This window comes from Pseudomonas sp. GW821-FHT07F05 (assembly GCF_059418765.1).
In genome coordinates this window covers 327053-341360 of record NZ_JBWKQL010000004.1, presented here as the reverse complement: position 1 = coordinate 341360, position 14308 = coordinate 327053, and the positions used below count along the sequence as shown (strand labels likewise).

The following is a 14308-nucleotide window of genomic DNA, read 5'->3' as shown; positions in this document are numbered from 1 at the left end:
TGTTAGGGACGAAGCCTACAGGGTTGGGCTGGCCGAGGGGCAAATCAAGGCAGCGCTCATTTGACCAGACGCTTTTCTTTGGAAGGCCGATAGCCGAAGTACGCGCTGTAGCATTTGCTGAAATGGCTCGGCGAGACGAACCCGCAGGCCACCAGCACTTCCACCTGGGTCAGCTCAGTGTGCTGCAGCAGGCGGCGGGCCTCGGTGATGCGCAGTTCCAGGTAGTAGCGCTGCGGGGTGGTGCCCAGTTGTTCCTGGAACAGCCGCTCGATCTGTCGCCGCGAACGTCCGGCGTACACCGCCAGTTGCTCCAGTTCCAGGGGTTCCTCAAGGTTGGCGTCCATCAGCTTGACTACTTCCTTGAGCGGCGCGCTGACCGTCATGTGCCGGCTCGGCTTGATCCGCCGATAGCGCGACTCCTCGAAAGACAGAATGTCCTCGATGCCTTCGATCAGCGCCTTGTCGTGCAGCGTCTTGATCCATTCCAGCGCCATGTGGAAGGCCCCGGCGGGACTTGCGGCAGTGAGACGATCGCGGTCGATGACAAAAGCTTCGCTGGTGACTTCGCTGACTTTGCAGATCTCCGCCAGGGCGGCGCGGTGCTCGGGATGAATGGCGCACCGGTAGCCGTCGAGCAAACCCGCTGCGCCGAGGAACCAGGCGCCATTCCACAGCCCCGCGAGGGTGATGCCCTGTTCGGCGGCGGTGGTCAGCAGGTGCACCAGCGGCTCGTCGGCCTTGAGCTCGGTGCGATAACCGCCACAGATCACCAGCAGGTCCAGCGCCTTAAGCGCCGACGCGTCGAACCGCGTGTCGGGCCGGATCACCAGCCCCAGATCACTGACCACTTCGCCCTCGTGCAAGCCAAATGTCCTCGACGTGAACAGATCGGGGCGCAGCAGGTTGGCGGTGACGAACGTGTCCAGGGCCTGGGTGAAAGCCGGCAAGGAAAAGTGTTCGAGCAGCAGGAAGCCGGTTCGGGTCTGGGCCGAGGGGCGTCGCCTGTTTTCATCCACGTAGCGAAGGTTCTTGCCCTTCATGCCTCCGCTGAATTCTCGCCGCTCGATCACTGCCGCCTCGCTTGTACGTCCTGTCTGGGGGTACCGATGGTTGCAGCCGTTCGTAGCCAAAAAAGACCTGGAATAACGGCGGCAGGACCGGGTCCGCGCCATTCTAGCGGAACGGCGCCGGCGTTAAAGTTTTGTCGGGGTGGCCGATACACATCAGCCAGCGAAAGAAAGCCCCTCGGCGCTTCGACTCGCGACGACACCGCAACCCTTACCCATCAGGCTGCTTATGGCGCTCGACCCGATCACCCTGCTGACGATGACCATCGCCCTCGCTGCGGCCGCCGCGCTGTACCTGGCCGCTGAGTGGCGGACGGTGCGGGAGCCGTCGCTGCTGTTCTGGAGCGCGGGGTTTGCCGTTATTTCAGTGGGCTCGACCCTGGCATTACTGCGCAGCAGCGGCATTCTGTTGATTGGCATCTGGTTCGCCAACGGCTTGCTGGTCACCGCCCACTGGCTGTTCCTGCTGGGCGTTGCGCGGTTCACCGAGACCCGGGTGTCGCGGGCCTGGTACCTGATCTTCGTCCTGTGGATCGGGTTGTTGCTGCTGCCGGACCAGCCGTGGTGGTCGAAAGTGATGCTGGCAGCCAACTCGCTGTTGATCTCTCTGCTGATGGTCAAGGCCAGCGGGTTGCTGCGGCCTCACGGCAAGTCCCTGAGCGTCGGCGCGGTGCAGTTGCGCTATGTGCTGCTGGCCCACGGCGTGTTCTATTTTTCCAAGGCGGTCACGGCGGTGGTGCCTGGCACGCTGATCGATCTGGCCGCCTTTCGGGGCGAAATCATCCAGATTTCGCTGGTCGAAGGGACGATGGCGGTGATGCTGATCGCCCTGTCGATGACCGGCTCGGAGCGTCATCGCCGGGAAAAACGCATCGCCCGGCTGGCGGCGCGGGATCCGCTGACGGCCCTGTACAACCGCCGCGCGCTGGAAGTGCGCGGGCAGCGTCTGCTGGATAACGTCTCGCAGGCGCGGCCGGGGGCGCTGCTGCTGATGGACATCGACAATTTCAAGCTGGTCAACGACCTTTATAGCCACAGCGCCGGCGACCGGCTGCTGGTCGCGCTCAGTGAAATTATCCGTGGGGCCTTGCCCACCGGTTCGCTCGCCGCGCGCCTGGGCGGTGATGAATTCGTGGTGTTGCTCAGTGACACCTCCAGCGAGCATTTGCTGGCCGTGGGGAGCACGCTGCGCGAGGCCTTTCACGCGACCGCCTCGGCAACCTTTTCCACCCCCCAGCCCGTTACGTTGAGCATCGGTGCCAGCCTGTTCAGCCAACCGCCATCCAGCCTGGCAGAATTGATCGAACGCAGCGACGCCGCCTTGTATGAATCCAAACGCGGTGGACGCAACCGCATTCAACTGGTAGATCAGGACGTCAGCAGCAGCGATCCGCTGCAAATACTCTGAAGGCTAACCGAAGGATCACTTGCCATGGCCATGAGCAGCGCTCATCTGATCTACCGCGCACCGGAACCTGATGATCTTGCCCGCCTGTTCGCCATTTACAGCGACCCGCAGACCCAGCTGTTCAACCCTTCCGGGCCGATGACCGACGAGGCCCAGGCAGCAGCCATGCTCAAGGGCTGGATCGAGCACTGGCAGACCCACGGCTTTGGCTGGTGGGCAATTGCGCGCAAGGAGGCCCCCGAACACATCATCGGCTTCGGCGGCATCGGGTTTCATGATTTTTTGGGCGTGCAAAGGGTCAATCCGGGCTATCGGTTCGCCGTTAAGGCGTGGGGACAGGGGTTTGCCACGGAGATGGGCAGATCGGCGCTGGACTTCGGGTTTTCAAGCTTGAAGCTGGAAGAGGTCTACGGTTACGTCCGGCCGACCCACGCGGCGTCGATTCGGGTGCTGGAGAAAATCGGCATGCACCGTTGCGGCGAGCTCGATGACGTACCCGGTCAGGCCCCGAGCCTGATGTTCAGCGCCGTGGCCGAGCCATCGCAGTGAGCGATCGGCGACAGGGTCCAATTCAGTGGGAGGTCTGCAGCATTCCGCAGCTCGCGTCGAGCTCATCCCAGGGATGGGCGGCCTCTCGGGCATAGCCGCAGGTCGGCAGATGCACGAAGGTCGCTTCTCGCTCGGCTTCGCTTTGCCTGGCTTTACAGGTCCTGCACAACACTGTGTGGTCGGTTAACCGCCAGTGGCTGTTCCACCGGACTAGATCGTCGGTCACCATATACTTCCCCTAACCTCACCTACGTAACCAGTTGATTCAACTTGTTGCTCGAGGTTTCCCGAGCCTGACCGCCGGCTGATCGGCGGTCGTTGCCCTGTGTATCGATTGCAGCGGTTGCAGCGGTTGCGCCCCAGGATCTGCGCCCTTCAGTCGACTGCGTCACCGATCAACGGCAAGGACACGGTGAAGGTGGTGCCACGGTCGGCTGCGGAGTCGACCTTGATGCTGCCGTTATGGGCGTCGACGATCGCCGCTGCGATATACAGCCCCAGGCCAAGACCTGCGGCCGCGCCGTATTCCACTTTTCCGTCCTGAAAGTTGCGCACCATCGGGTTGAAGAGTGTTGCTTTCACGCTGTCCTCGATGGGCGGGCCCTCGTTGTGCACCGAGAGGGACACCGTTTTGGCACCCGCCATCAGCGTGACGGTGACCGGAGTCAGGGGGTTGCCATGCTTGATCGCGTTGCCTATCAGGTTGGACATGACCTGTTCCATCCGTGACCGATCAAATTGCGCGACGACTCGGGTGTCGCCGCGCATGTCGATCTCACGATCCGGATGGTAGGCCCTGGCCTCTTCCACCATGGCTTCGCAGGCCTGGAAAAAGTCATCCCGCGCCACTCGCACCGGAATTCCCGAGCCCAGTTGCGTCCGGGTAAAGTCCAGCAGATCACCGACGATCTTGGTCGAACGCTTGACGCTGGTGTAGATGCGCGACACGTTTTTGGTTGCCTTGGGCGGCAGGTCGCCTGCACGCAGCAGCACTTCGGCGCTGAGGGAAATCGCCCCCAGCGGGCTGCGCAAATCGTGACCGAGGATGCCGAGGAAGACGTTGCGCGCAGCATCGACATTATCGGTGTAGGTCACGACGGACTCGGCCAGGGCCTGATCGATGGCTTCGTTGAAGCGCAGAATGTCGGCAATCTCGTCTGCCCGGTTCACTTCCTTGGGCGGCATCCACAGCATCAGCACACTGGTGCGCAAGGCCCGGTACTCGGCGATCATCTGACCGATGGTGAAGCCGGACGAATGACGGACTTCAGCATGGGTCTCGGCCGAAGTGACGTTATCGGAATCGGGCGCTTCGCCTTTGGACTTGGATACTCGCGCCTCATCGGTCTGTGAGGTCTGGAGGTCAGCGGCGATCGTGCGGAGCATCTGTTCGGCGTGGTCGCGAAGTTCGGCGGAGTCCATGCCATTGGCGGCGGGCGTCATGGTCCTGGCGAAGGCTTCCCACTTTTGCAGGATGGGTTCGATGTTCTGCAGGATGAAGTCGGCCAGGCGCATGGGCTGTGTTCCAGTGTCAACGATGTCAAAAAGAGGTGCCTGAGGTGGCAGGGGAAAGCGTGACACGAGGAGGACAAGGCCGTCGCAATCCATTGGACTGCACGTGTGACCTCTCGGATGGCCGAACATTACATCGGCGCAGGCTGTTAACCGATCGCCGGTCGTGCACTGCTGCGCCGATTTAGCACATCCGGGTTTACCCAACCTTTACCGATCCTAGACGTGGGTTTACACGGATCCGGTGTTTCATACGTCCATGGCGAACCCACTCTTTCGCCAAAGGAGACACCATGATTTCCAAGATGACCCAAGCCCTGATCCTGTCCGGTCTGCTCGTTGGCGCCGGCACGGCGTCCGCCAGCGAACGCAACGTGATTGTGCCTGTCATCGCCGGAGCCGCCGTCGGTGCCGTACTGGCCGCGGTGATCAGTCAGTCGAACAACGACCGTCACGATCGCTATCAGGATTACCGCCCGGAACCACGCTACGCGCCGCGTTATCAGCCGCAGTACCAGCAGGTTGTCTATGTGCCGGTGCGTGAGCGGGTCGAATATCGCCGTTTCGCGCCACCACCGCCCCACGGTTACTACGACGGTGGCTACCGCCGGGGGTTTGACCACGGTCGTGGCAATGACCGCTGGTAAGTGCTCAAGCGGACGGTAATGTGGGACCGGCTTTAGCCGGGAAGGCGTCGGGTGTCACACCGCAAATCTCGCGGTGTTCATGCAGGCCTCTTCCCGGCTGAAGCCGGTCCTACAAGAAAGCGCCGCGTTCATTCAGTGGAACCTGCCTTGTCTGCACCGCCGCTTTTTGTGGCAAAACTGCTAACGTGTCCGGCCATCACTCGCCCATCGATCACTGACAGCACGCAGGGACGGACATGTTCGAATTCATCTACCTGGCAATTTTCATCGGCATCGGCGGCACCGCGCTGCTGGATCTCTGGGCTCTGCTGCTCAAGGCGCTGCTGGGTTTGCCCACCCCGCCCTGGCACCTCGTCGGTCGCTGGTTCGCCGGGATGCCCAAGGGGCAGTTCGTGCACTGCAATGGCATCGGCAATTCCCCTCCCGTTCCCAACGAGCTGGCAATTGGCTGGTTCATGCATTACACCGTCGGCGTGCTGTTCGCTGCCGCGCTGCTGTTTATCTGGGGCGTGCAGTGGGCGCACGCGCCGACCTTTCTGCCAGCGTTGATCGTCGGGCTGGTCACCGTCGGCGCCGGCTGGTTCATCCTGCAGCCCGGCATGGGTGTCGGCGTGGCGTGCAACAAGGCGCCGAAGCCGAACGTGGCGCGGTTGCAGAATGTGGTCGGCCATGTGGTCTTCGCCATCGGCATGTATGGCGCGGCGCTGCTGGTCGGATGAGTCAAAGGAGGGCGCCGGCGCGGTGTGTGGTCGCACCCGGCCAATCGAGCTGAACCTATGGGCAGCGATGCCGTTCTGAAACCTGAGAGCTGCATCGTTATGAAGCTCGTTCAACCCGATCAAACAGGAGATCCCCATGACTCAAACGGCCTTGGTCGTCGGCGCCAGCGGCATCGTCGGCAGCGCAACCACTCAACTGTTACTCGATAACGGTTGGCAGGTGGCCGCCCTCTCCCGCCGTCCCTCCCAAACGCCAGGCGTGATCCCCGTCGCGGCAGACTTGCAAGACCCGGCGTCGGTCAAACAGGCCCTCGCGGACCTCAAGCCGACCCACGTCTTCCTCACCACCTGGTCGCGTCAAGCCACGGAAGCTGAAAACATCCGCGTCAACGCCGCCATGGTGCGTAACGTGCTGGACGCGTTGAGCCCGGCGAAGAGCGTCAAGCACGTCGCGCTGGTCACCGGCCTGAAGCATTACCTCGGCCCGTTCGAAGCCTACGGCAAAGGCACCCTGCCGCAGACGCCGTTCCGTGAGTCCCAAGGGCGGCTGGACATCGAGAATTTCTATTACGCCCAGGAAGATGAAGTGTTTGCCGCCGCCGAACGCGACGGCTTCACCTGGAGCGTGCACCGTCCGCACACCGTTACCGGCGTCGCAGTGGGCAACGCGATGAACATGGCGACTACCCTCGCGGTGTATGCGTCGATCTGCAAAGCCACCGGCCGCCCGTTCGTGTTCCCCGGCTCCCGCGTGCAGTGGGACAGCCTCACCGACATGACCGACGCGCGGCAACTGGCCAAACAGCAGCTGTGGGCAGCGACGACCCCTGCGGCGGCGGATCAGGCGTTCAACATCACCAACGGCGACGTGTTTCGCTGGAAGTGGATGTGGGGCCAGATCGCCGAGTACTTCGGTGTGCACCCTGCTGCATTCCCGGAGAAGGTGTCCCCGCTGGAAGAGCAGATGGCCAACGATCAAGGGGCATGGGACGAGCTCGTGCGCGCCCACGGTTTGAAAGAAGCCGACATCAGTCGCCTTATCTCGCCGTGGCACACCGATGCTGACCTCGGTCGCCCCATCGAAGTGGTGACCGACATGTCGAAAAGCCGGGCCCTGGGCTTCAAGGAGTTTCAGGCCAGTGACCAAGCCTTTTTCGACGTGTTCGACACGTTGCGCGCCCAGCGCCTGATTCCTTGATCTGCTGAACCGGCCACAAAAAAACGCAGCGATGATTTCGGTCATCGCTGCGTTGTTGTATCCGGGCCATCTGTTATCAAAGACCCGGCACTCAAGCCTTTTCCAGCGCGTCCTCTTTGTGCATCGCCAAGTGCCCGGTCTTGTCGCTCTTGACCTCGTACTGCGGCGCGTCGGGCGAGGCATGGCGATGGCGGCCCATGAACTCGACCTCCTTGGTGTGCACCTTCGTCACTTTGCCGACGATGTGCCCGGCTTCGGAATTCCAGCGCACGTGATCACCGACCTTGAATGCATGAGCCATCGATTTTCTCCTTTGATACCGGAAGTCAGGGCTGCCAGAGGGTCTGGCTGCCTTCGAGTTTGCGATCCAGAAAACTCGCCGCACTGATCAGCGCCAGATGGCTGAGGGCTTGCGGCGTGTTGCCCAGATGGTGGCCGTGGGCGTCGAACTCCTCGGCGTACAGCCCCAGCGGGTTGGCATAGCGCAGCAATTGCTCGAACTCCAGATGCGCCTGCTCCACACGCCCGGCGCGGGCCAGGCACTCGACGTACCAGAACGAACAGGCCACGAACGCGCCTTCCTCACCCTCAAGGCCGTCCTGATGGTCATCGTCGTTGCGATAGCGGAAGACCATGCCGTCGCGCACCAGCGTGCGTTCGATGGCGTCCAGGGTCTTCAGCCACTTCGGATCACTGGCGCCGACGAAACGCACCAGTGGCATCAGCAACATCGACGCATCGAGGTTCTTGCTGCCCTTGTGCTGGACGAAATGACCCAGATCGGCGTCCCAGAAATTTTCCCAGATGTCGTCATGGATGGCCTGACGCTCCCGGTCCCAGCGCTCGAACGGCGCCGGCAGCGAACGTTTCAGCGACAGCCGCAGCGCCCGATCCAGCGCGACCCAGCACATCAGCCGCGAATGCAGGAAATGCTGGTCGTCGCCGCGCATTTCCCAGATCCCGACGTCCTTGCTGTTCCACGTTTCGCACAGCTCATTGACCAGCCGGGTGACGTGCTTCCAGCCCTCGTGGGAAATGGCCTCGCCGTACTTGTTGGCCAGGTACACCGCGTCGAGCAGCTCGCCGTAGATGTCCAGCTGCGTCTGCTTGTAGGCCTCGTTGCCGATGCGCACCGGCGACGCGCCGCCGTAGCCGCTGAGGTGATCCAGTTCTTCTTCGGGCAATTCTTCGCGGCCGTCCAGGGCGTAGAGAATGCCAAGCTTGTTGGCGTCTTCGCAGCAGTCGCCCATGCGCTCACGGACCCAGTGCATGAAGGCATTGGCTTCTTCGGTGTAACCCAGGCGCATGAAGGCGTAGACGGTGAAGGAGGCGTCGCGGATCCACGTGTAGCGGTAGTCCCAGTTGCGCTCGCCGCCCTCTTCTTCCGGAAGGCCGAAGGTCGCCGCAGCGACAATGCCGCCGTGCTTGCGCGAGGTGAGCAGCTTGAGCGCCAGGGCCGAGCGATTGACCACTTCACGCCAGCGGCCGCGGTAATTGGAATGCCGGCTCCAGTGCTGCCAGTAATTGACGGTGTTTTTCAAATCGCAGTCGCAGTTGGTGGCTTTGACCAGCGGATCATCGGCGCCGCCGAGCATGAACTCGACGACATTACCCTGCTTCATCTCGAACTCAGCCACCGCAGCCTGGCCTTCAAGCGTCAATGCCGTGGTCGCCGCCAAACGCATGGCCGGCTGACCCTCACCCTCGAAACGGATGTCGTCGCCGTCCATCTGCGCGGTGGTGTCAGCGCGGCTGTAATCGTGGCGCACCCGGCAGAGCATGCGCACCGCCGTTTGGCCGTGACGAACATGGATGCGGCGGATAAGGCGCGGCAGGTTGTCGACTTCAGAAGCAATGGGCATCAGGTCAGTGACTTCGACGACGGCGTCCTGGGCGATCCAGCGCGTCATCAGCACGTTGGTTTCGGGCAGGTACAGCTGCTGGCGACGGGCGTCCTGCAGGATCGGCGCCAGTTGGAAAATCCCCGCGTCGGGGGTGTCCAGCAGCGCGGTGAAGATGCTCGGGCTGTCGAAGTCGGGCCAGCAGCAGAAGTCGATGCTGCCGGTGTCGGCGACCAGCGCCGCACTGCGCATGTCGCCAATGATTCCGTGGTTTTCGATAGCGTTCTGCGGTTCTTGCTCGGTCTGCTCATCGGGGTTCGGGGTGTGTTCAGCCATTGTTGCGGAACTCCGGGTAGAGGCTCATGCCGCCGTCGATGAACAGCGTCGTGCCATGCACATAATCGGAGGCATCCGAGGCCAGCCAGACAATGGCGTTCGCCACATCATCGGCCTCGCCCACCCGACCGTAGGGGATCAGCTCCAGCAGTTTCTTCTCGGCGTCGCCGCTGGTGGCCTTGGTGTTGATGGCGGTGCGAATCGCCCCCGGCGCGATGCTGTTGACGCGGATGCGCTGCTCGCCGACCTCTTGGGCAATGCTGCGCATCAACAGATCGACGCCGCCTTTCGACGCGGCGTAGTTGACGTGGCCGGCCCAGGGTATGACCTGATGCACCGAGCTCATGTGGATGATCTTGCCCAAGGCGCGAGACACCTCGGGGCGGATGTCCTGTTTGGCGAACTGCCGCACTGCAGCGCGCGCGCAGAGAAACTGACCCGTCAGGTTGACGTTGATGACGGTGTTCCAGTCCTCGAGGGTGATGTCGGCGAAGGCCGCATCCTTCTGCAGCCCGGAATTGGCGACGAGGATGTCCAGACGGCCGAACGCCTTCAGGGTCTCGGCGAACAGCCTTTCCACGTCCTGCTCGTTGGAGACGTCGGCGCCAATGGCGATGGCCTGGCCGCCGGCGTCGATGATTTCTTGCGCGAGCTTCTGCGCGGGTTCGGGTTGCGAATGGTAGTTGACGACCACTGCCGCGCCGGACGCCGCCAGCCCTTTCGCCGCGCCGGCACCCAGTCCGGAACTGGCGCCGGTGACGAGGGCGACCTGGCCTTTCAAGGAAATCTGCATGGAATGTAGAGCCTCATGGTGAGCGTTTTAATGCTGACTCATGGGGTTCTGCTGAAGTTCATCGGGAAAGGTTCGCCCCAATGGCAAAAACGCTGCGTGCGGTGGCGTTGGCAGGCAAGGTTTGAGTGGTCACACCGCAAAATCGAGGGCGCCCGAACTGGCCTCTTCCCGGCTGAAGCCGGTCCTACAATTCGCGGTCCAGCCGGTCCCACCAAAAGCATGCGTATATCCAACAGGACTGGCTTCAGCCTAGAAGGCTGGACGGCGAACGACCGCGCTCCATAAACTGCGTCCATCTGTCGCAGACCTCTACAGAAGGGTGACGAATGTCGGGTAACGGGGACGATGTATGAATCGCAATGAGCTGCGCAAGGCCGACATCAACCTGATGGTGGTGTTCGAAACCTTGATGCAAGAGCGTAACGTGACCCGCGCCGCCGAGAAGCTGTTCCTCGGCCAACCCACCATCAGTGCCGCCCTCAACCGCCTGCGTGCGCTGTTTAACGATCCGCTGTTCATTCGCGTCGGTCACCGCATGGAACCCACGGCGCGGGCCAACGAGATCATCAGTCATCTGTCGCCGGCGCTGGACGCCATGTCCGTCGCCCTGAGCCTCACGCGGGAATTCGACCCGGCCAGCAGCGACATGACCTTCCGCATCGGCCTTTCCGACGACGTCGAATACAGCCTGCTGCCGCCGATGCTGCGCGCGATTCGCGAGGAAGCGCCGGGCATCGTGCTGGTGATCAAGCAGGTCAATTTCTGGAATGTCTCGGAATTGCTCATGTCCGGCGACATCACCGTTGGCGTTTGCCTGACCCGTGAGCTGCCGGCCAACGCCAAGCGGAAACTGCTGCGCAGCGTGCAGCCGATGGTGGTGCGGGCCGATTCGTCGCCTGAGCCGATCACCCTAGATGAATACTGCACCCGGCCCCACGTCGTGGTTTCCCACGTGGCGAACATTTCGAGCTTTGCGGATGAGTGGCTCGCCGCGATCGGGCGCAAGCGCACCGCCGTGCTGTCGGTGCCGCAATACAGCACGTTGCCGGCGTTGATGGAGGGGACGGATCTGCTGTGCAATTTGCCGGATCACCTGACCCGGGCCATGGCCCGAACCGGTCTGCGCGGCGAACCGCTGCCGTTCGTGACGCCGAATCTGGAGCTGTCGATGGTCTGGCTCAGCGTCATGGACACCGACCCCGCCGAACGCTGGCTGCGCAAGCGGCTTGAGGCGTTCATGGGGGATGCCGGCGCTTCGAGCGCCGCGCCGTAATGCTCGACGCTTTCCCATAGTAGGACCGGCTTCAGCCGGGAAGAGGCCGGTTTGGACGCCATCAAATTTGCGGTGTAGCCCCTGATGCGTTCCCGGCTAAAGCCAGCCCTACAGATAATCCGCGATCAAATGTGGGACCGGCTTCAGCCGGGAAAGCGTCGGCGGTGACAGCACAAGATTGTGGCGTCTATACCGGCCACTTCCCGGCTAAAGCCAGTCCCACTAAGACCTCCTGCAGCGCCAGCGATATTTCCACTCAGCCAAAACGACCGGTGATGTAATCCTCGGTCTGGGTCTTGGACGGCTTGGTGAAGATGGTGTCGGTGTCGCCGTGTTCGATCAGTTCGCCCATGAACATGAACGCGGTGTAGTCCGAGCAGCGCGCGGCCTGTTGCATGTTGTGGGTGACGATGATCACGGTGAACTGCTCTTTGAGCTCGGTGATCAGTTGCTCGATGCGACCGGTGGAGATCGGGTCGAGGGCTGAAGTCGGCTCATCCAGCAGCAGCACTTGCGGACGCAGCGCGATGGTGCGGGCGATGCACAGACGCTGTTGCTGACCGCCGGACAGGCTCTGGGCGCTCTGCTTGAGCTTGTCTTTTACTTCATCCCACAACGCCGCGCCGCGCAGGGCCTGCTCGACGCGTTCTTCCATCTCGCGACGGGAGAGTTTTTCATGGTGACGCACCGCGTAGGCGATGTTGTCGTAGATCGACATCGGGAACGGCACCGGCTTCTGGAACACCATGCCGACGTTGCTGCGCAGGCGGTTCATCGAGTAACCCGGGGCGAGTATATTCTCCCCGTTGAGCATCACTTCGCCTTTGGCTTCCTGTTTCGGGTACATCGAGTAAATGCGGTTGAACACGCGCAGCAGCGTGGACTTGCCGCAGCCAGACGGGCCGATGATCGCGGTGATGCGCTTCTCGGGGATGATCATGTCGACCGACTTCAGCGAACGCTGAGCGCCGTAGTAGAAATCGAGACCGCGTACCTGGATTTTGGTTTTTTCGTCGGCGAGGGAAAGGTTGTTCATCAGGACGCCCTATTGCGCAAAAGGAGAAGACGGGAACTGAGGCTCAGTACCAGTACAAACATGGTCATAATCAAAGCGCCGGCCCAGGCCAGGGAATGCCAGTCATCGAACGGGCTCATCGCGTACTGGAAAATCACCACAGGCACGCTTGCGATCGGTTTGAGCAGGTCACTGCTCCAGAACTGGTTACCAAAGGCGGTGAACAGCAACGGCGCGGTTTCGCCGGTTATGCGCGCCAGCGCCAGCAGGATGCCGGTCACGACGCCGGCCTTGGCCGCACGCAGGACAATCTGCAGCGTCAGCTTCCATTGCGGCACACCCAGCGCCAGTGCGGCTTCGCGCATGGTCGAGGGTTGCAGCTGGAGCATTTCGTCGGTAGTCCGCACCACCACCGGGATCACCAGCAGTGCCAGGGCCAGAGCGCCGGCGATGGCCGAGAAACCGACCTGATGGTTGGTCACGGCGCTGAGGGGCAGGATCACCGCGGTGTACACGAACAGACCGAGCACGATCGACGGCGCCGACAGCAGAATGTCGTTGATGAAGCGCACCGCATTGCCCAGCTTGGTGTTGCGTGCAAATTCTGCCAGCCAGATACCGGCCATCAAACCAATCGGCGTGCCGATCAGCAGACCGATCCCTGACATCAGGATGCTGCCGTAAAAGGCGTTGGCCAGACCGCCCGATGAACCCGGTGGCGGTGTCATTTCGGTGAACAGGCGCAGGTTCAGCGCTTCGAACCCGTTGACGATCGTGGTCAGCAGAATCCACACCAGCCACAACAGGCCGAAGGCCGTCGCGGCGCAGCTGAGGACCATCGCGATCCTGTTCTTGATCGCGCGGGCGCGGTACAGGTTTTCGTTATCGGCCTTACTCATAGACCCTCCTTGCGCGACAGACGAGAGAGCATCAGACGGGCAATCGCCAGCACGATGAAGGTAACCACGAACAGCAGGAAGCCCAGGGCGATCAGCGCAGAACGGTGCAGGTCGGTGTAGGCCTCGCTGAACTCGTTGGCAATCACCGAAGCAATCGAGCTGCTCGGCATCATCAGCGATGCGGAGAACTGGTGGGCGTTGCCCAACACGAAGGTCACCGCCATGGTTTCGCCGAGCGCACGGCCCAGCCCCAGGAACACCCCGCCGACCACCGCAGAGCGGGTGTAAGGCAGGACGATGTCCCAGACCACTTCCCAGGTCGTGCCGCCCAATGCGTAAGCCGACTCTTTCAACGCGATGGGCACGCTGCGGAACACTTCGGTCATGACCGAGGTGATGAACGGGATAATCATGATCGCCAGCACGATGCCGGCGGTGAGCATACCGATGCCCAGTGGCGGGCCCTGGAACACCGGGCCGATCAGCGGCAGCGCGCCGAGGTTGTCGTTGATCCACGGGGCCATGTATTGCGCCATGAACGGGCCGAACACGAACAGGCCCCACATGCCGTAGATGATCGAAGGAATGCCCGCAAGCAGTTCCACCGCCGAAGCGATGGGCATGCGCAACCAGGGCGGTGCGACTTCAGTCAGAAAAACCGCGATGCCGAAGCTCACCGGAACGGCGATCAGCAGCGCGAGAAAGGAGGTGACCAGCGTGCCGTAGATCGGCACCAGCGCGCCGAACTTGCCGTTGACCACATCCCATTCGGTACTGGTAAGAAATTCGAAGCCAAAGGTCTTGAACGCCAGGGCACCGCCCCAGAGTGTCGAGCCGGCGATACTCGCCAGCAACAGCAGCACCAACAGAGCCGCTCCCAGCATCGTGCGCCGAAACCAGGCGTCGTGTCGGTGATCGCGGGCCGCGCGTTTTTCGCTCTCGGATAGTGCATCCGGAATCACAGCGGACATGTATTGGGTGTTCTCATTCATGGTAGGTCCACTCGCAAGGAAACCCTGCCACCGAGCGCTCGGTGACAGGGGTTAGCCGG

At 62.1% G+C, this 14308-nt stretch carries 14 protein-coding genes; 6 read left to right on the top strand and 8 right to left on the bottom strand.

The window, feature by feature from the left end; translation table 11 throughout:
* Window positions 1-56: 56 nt before the first annotated feature.
* Entirely contained in the window at window positions 57-1040 is a 984-nt protein-coding gene (locus tag AC07RO_RS12760) for a GlxA family transcriptional regulator (protein ID WP_495086215.1), read from the bottom strand.
* Window positions 1041-1296: 256 nt separating this feature from the next.
* Here AC07RO_RS12760 and AC07RO_RS12755 point away from each other — a divergent pair, with 256 nt between their 5' ends.
* Window positions 1297-2475, top strand: coding sequence for a GGDEF domain-containing protein (locus AC07RO_RS12755; RefSeq protein WP_495086201.1), 1179 nt, complete (start codon window positions 1297-1299; stop codon window positions 2473-2475).
* A 24-nt stretch (window positions 2476-2499) separates the two neighbouring features.
* Window positions 2500-3024, top strand: coding sequence for a GNAT family N-acetyltransferase (locus AC07RO_RS12750; RefSeq protein WP_495086200.1), 525 nt, complete (start codon window positions 2500-2502; stop codon window positions 3022-3024).
* A gap of 375 nt (window positions 3025-3399) precedes the next feature.
* On the opposite strand, the gene AC07RO_RS12745 is transcribed toward AC07RO_RS12750, so the two are convergent.
* Window positions 3400-4539 (bottom strand): ATP-binding protein, encoded by a 1140-nt coding sequence (locus AC07RO_RS12745; protein WP_346627784.1) that lies wholly within the window; start codon window positions 4537-4539, stop codon window positions 3400-3402.
* A 290-nt stretch (window positions 4540-4829) separates the two neighbouring features.
* Here AC07RO_RS12745 and AC07RO_RS12740 point away from each other — a divergent pair, with 290 nt between their 5' ends.
* The 3 genes from AC07RO_RS12740 to AC07RO_RS12730 all read left to right on the top strand — a co-directional run bounded on the left by AC07RO_RS12740 (window position 4830) and on the right by AC07RO_RS12730 (window position 7100).
* Window positions 4830-5183: a hypothetical protein gene (locus AC07RO_RS12740; RefSeq protein WP_346628911.1), complete on the top strand. Its 354-nt coding sequence runs from the start codon at window positions 4830-4832 to the stop codon at window positions 5181-5183.
* 236 nt (window positions 5184-5419) lie between these two features.
* Window positions 5420-5902, top strand: coding sequence for a DUF2938 family protein (locus tag AC07RO_RS12735; protein WP_495086199.1), 483 nt, complete (start codon window positions 5420-5422; stop codon window positions 5900-5902).
* A gap of 136 nt (window positions 5903-6038) precedes the next feature.
* Window positions 6039-7100: an SDR family oxidoreductase gene (locus AC07RO_RS12730; RefSeq protein ID WP_346627787.1), complete on the top strand. Its 1062-nt coding sequence runs from the start codon at window positions 6039-6041 to the stop codon at window positions 7098-7100.
* Window positions 7101-7191: 91 nt separating this feature from the next.
* Here the strand turns inward: AC07RO_RS12730 and AC07RO_RS12725 are convergent, their stop codons facing one another.
* Genes AC07RO_RS12725 through AC07RO_RS12715 form a run of 3 tightly spaced genes read right to left on the bottom strand, consistent with a single transcriptional unit; the run spans window position 7192 to window position 10070 of the window.
* Complete coding sequence (locus AC07RO_RS12725; RefSeq protein ID WP_172612667.1) at window positions 7192-7401, bottom strand: hypervirulence associated TUDOR domain-containing protein; 210 nt, start codon at window positions 7399-7401, stop codon at window positions 7192-7194.
* Window positions 7402-7426: 25 nt separating this feature from the next.
* Window positions 7427-9277, bottom strand: coding sequence for a glycoside hydrolase family 15 protein (locus AC07RO_RS12720; protein ID WP_495086198.1), 1851 nt, complete (start codon window positions 9275-9277; stop codon window positions 7427-7429).
* On the bottom strand, window positions 9270-10070 hold the full coding sequence (locus tag AC07RO_RS12715; protein ID WP_192172409.1) for a glucose 1-dehydrogenase: 801 nt from the start codon (window positions 10068-10070) through the stop codon (window positions 9270-9272). The genes AC07RO_RS12720 and AC07RO_RS12715 overlap by 8 nt, the downstream gene beginning before the upstream one ends.
* A gap of 349 nt (window positions 10071-10419) precedes the next feature.
* On the opposite strand from AC07RO_RS12715, the gene AC07RO_RS12710 reads away from it, so the two are divergent.
* Window positions 10420-11343, top strand: coding sequence for a LysR family transcriptional regulator (locus AC07RO_RS12710; protein ID WP_192172408.1), 924 nt, complete (start codon window positions 10420-10422; stop codon window positions 11341-11343).
* Between the two features lie 256 nt (window positions 11344-11599).
* Here AC07RO_RS12710 and pstB read toward each other — a convergent pair whose 3' ends face one another.
* From pstB to pstC, 3 genes are read right to left on the bottom strand one after another with little or no spacing between them, the layout of a single operon-like run.
* A complete protein-coding gene (gene pstB / locus AC07RO_RS12705) occupies window positions 11600-12379 on the bottom strand; it encodes a phosphate ABC transporter ATP-binding protein PstB (RefSeq protein ID WP_122623165.1) in 780 nt (259 codons plus the stop codon).
* Window positions 12379-13257 carry a phosphate ABC transporter permease PstA gene (gene pstA / locus AC07RO_RS12700; RefSeq protein WP_192172407.1) on the bottom strand — a complete coding sequence of 293 codons (879 nt, stop codon included), beginning with the start codon at window positions 13255-13257 and terminating at the stop codon, window positions 12379-12381. The genes pstB and pstA overlap by 1 nt, the downstream gene beginning before the upstream one ends.
* Window positions 13254-14249, bottom strand: a complete 996-nt coding sequence (pstC, locus tag AC07RO_RS12695) for a phosphate ABC transporter permease subunit PstC (RefSeq protein WP_192172406.1) — start codon at window positions 14247-14249, stop codon at window positions 13254-13256. Before pstC ends, pstA begins: the two co-directional genes overlap by 4 nt.
* Window positions 14250-14308: the final 59 nt, after the last annotated feature.

What these genes read in the sequence shown, in the direction of transcription:
- AC07RO_RS12750 (WP_495086200.1), top strand. Translation starts at nt 2,500, where the DNA reads ATGGCCATGAGCAGCGCTCATCTGATCTACCGCGCACCGGAACCTGAT.
- AC07RO_RS12710 (WP_192172408.1), top strand. Translation starts at nt 10,420, where the DNA reads ATGAATCGCAATGAGCTGCGCAAGGCCGACATCAACCTGATGGTGGTG.
- pstA (WP_192172407.1), bottom strand. Translation starts at nt 13,257, where the DNA reads ATGAGTAAGGCCGATAACGAAAACCTGTACCGCGCCCGCGCGATCAAG.
- AC07RO_RS12715 (WP_192172409.1), bottom strand. Translation starts at nt 10,070, where the DNA reads ATGCAGATTTCCTTGAAAGGCCAGGTCGCCCTCGTCACCGGCGCCAGT.
- AC07RO_RS12735 (WP_495086199.1), top strand. Translation starts at nt 5,420, where the DNA reads ATGTTCGAATTCATCTACCTGGCAATTTTCATCGGCATCGGCGGCACC.
- AC07RO_RS12760 (WP_495086215.1), bottom strand. Translation starts at nt 1,040, where the DNA reads ATGAAGGGCAAGAACCTTCGCTACGTGGATGAAAACAGGCGACGCCCC.
- AC07RO_RS12755 (WP_495086201.1), top strand. Translation starts at nt 1,297, where the DNA reads ATGGCGCTCGACCCGATCACCCTGCTGACGATGACCATCGCCCTCGCT.
- pstC (WP_192172406.1), bottom strand. Translation starts at nt 14,249, where the DNA reads ATGAATGAGAACACCCAATACATGTCCGCTGTGATTCCGGATGCACTA.
- AC07RO_RS12730 (WP_346627787.1), top strand. Translation starts at nt 6,039, where the DNA reads ATGACTCAAACGGCCTTGGTCGTCGGCGCCAGCGGCATCGTCGGCAGC.
- pstB (WP_122623165.1), bottom strand. Translation starts at nt 12,379, where the DNA reads ATGAACAACCTTTCCCTCGCCGACGAAAAAACCAAAATCCAGGTACGC.
- AC07RO_RS12720 (WP_495086198.1), bottom strand. Translation starts at nt 9,277, where the DNA reads ATGGCTGAACACACCCCGAACCCCGATGAGCAGACCGAGCAAGAACCG.
- AC07RO_RS12740 (WP_346628911.1), top strand. Translation starts at nt 4,830, where the DNA reads ATGATTTCCAAGATGACCCAAGCCCTGATCCTGTCCGGTCTGCTCGTT.
- AC07RO_RS12745 (WP_346627784.1), bottom strand. Translation starts at nt 4,539, where the DNA reads ATGCGCCTGGCCGACTTCATCCTGCAGAACATCGAACCCATCCTGCAA.
- AC07RO_RS12725 (WP_172612667.1), bottom strand. Translation starts at nt 7,401, where the DNA reads ATGGCTCATGCATTCAAGGTCGGTGATCACGTGCGCTGGAATTCCGAA.